The 1,432-nt window shown below is 30.9% G+C and carries 1 protein-coding gene; it reads left to right on the top strand.

The features are described from left to right. Positions 1-34: 34 nt before the first annotated feature. The gene (locus BUB36_RS18940) at positions 35-1,117 is read left to right on the top strand and encodes an IS110 family RNA-guided transposase (RefSeq protein ID WP_207550861.1); all 1,083 of its coding nucleotides are present in this window, start codon (positions 35-37) and stop codon (positions 1,115-1,117) included. The last annotated feature ends 315 nt before the right edge of the window (positions 1,118-1,432 follow it).

The following is a 1,432-nucleotide window of genomic DNA, read 5'->3' as shown; positions in this document are numbered from 1 at the left end:
ATTTATTATCCTAGTATGGTAATTTGACTTTAATATTTGCATAACTAGAATTACTAAGTTAAATAATTTCATTAGATCTGTTAATGATGTTGAAATAGGTATGGAAGCTACTGGTCACTATTGGTTATCCATTTACTCATTTCTTGCATTAAAAGGTTTTGTCATTCATGTTGTAAACCCTATCCAAACTGATGGTTGGCGTAAAGGTATTGAAATCAGAAAGCGTAAAACCGATATTATTGATTCTATTTTAATTGCAGATCTTATTCGTTATGGTGACTTTCTGGAGACTTCCTTAGCTGATGAAAATACCATGTCTCTTCGCAACCTTTCTCGTTTTAGAAACTATCTCATTAATTCTATAGGTGACCTTAAACGTAAAACTATTTGCGTTTTAGACCAAGTTTTTCCTGAATATCAATTTGTTTTTTCTGATGTTTTTGGGCAAACATCAAAAGAAATTTTGCTTCATTTCAGCACTCCAAGTGATTTTGAAAGCATTTCATCTGAAAAGTTAGACAAAGTTTTATCTGAAATCACTATGAAAAAGTTTGCTACTAATAAAATCAAACAATTATCAAGTGTTGCCAAACAGTCTTTTGGTATAAGCTTTTGTTTAGATAGCTTCGCTCTTCAATTAAAACTATTAATTGAGCAGATTAACTTTATTGAAAATCAAGTCAAAGATGTAGAAGAGCAAATAAGTATTTTACTTGATAAAATCAATTCTCCTATTACTACAATACCTGGTATTGGCAACGTAACAGCTGTAACCATACTTGGTGAAATAGGTAATATTTCAAGATTTTCAAACCCTTCAAAGCTTGTTGCTTATGCTGGGATTGATGCTTCTGTTTCACAATCTGGTGAATATCAGAGCACAAATAATAAAATGAGTAAACGTGGATCACCTTATCTTAGAAAGGTTCTCTTTAGTGCTGCTTTAGTTGCCTCTAACTGTGATCCTGTTTTTAAAGCTTTTTACCAAAAGAAACGTACTGAAGGAAAACATCACCTAACGGCTATTGGAGCTGTCGCTCGTAAACTTTGCTACACGATTCATGCTATTTTAAAAAATAATTGTCCCTATGAGGTGAGACTACCTAATAACGAATAATTGATACTAATTTCCATATTTTTACTTATACTTGCCTCACGCAGGTCTTTTTGCCATGCATTTTTATTCACCAATCTAATTAAAATTTTTTCTTTTTTACTATTGACTTTTTATAGTTGGTCTTTCTAACTTAATCTTTTTTAGATTCTTGCCAGAAAGGAGACATTATTTACGCCCAGACACATATTTTATGACACTACCCATAATTAATTATATAATATTGATTCTGGTGCAAAAAGTTTTTTTGAGGATTTTTTTGAAATTCTTTACCTGTATACTTGTAAAAAATCACAATTAAGCATTAAAAATCCCTAC

It is taken from the genome of Paramaledivibacter caminithermalis DSM 15212 (assembly GCF_900142245.1).
GTDB classification, from domain to species: Bacteria; Bacillota; Clostridia; order Peptostreptococcales; family Caminicellaceae; genus Paramaledivibacter; species Paramaledivibacter caminithermalis.
This window is presented reverse-complemented; position numbering and strand designations above follow the sequence as displayed.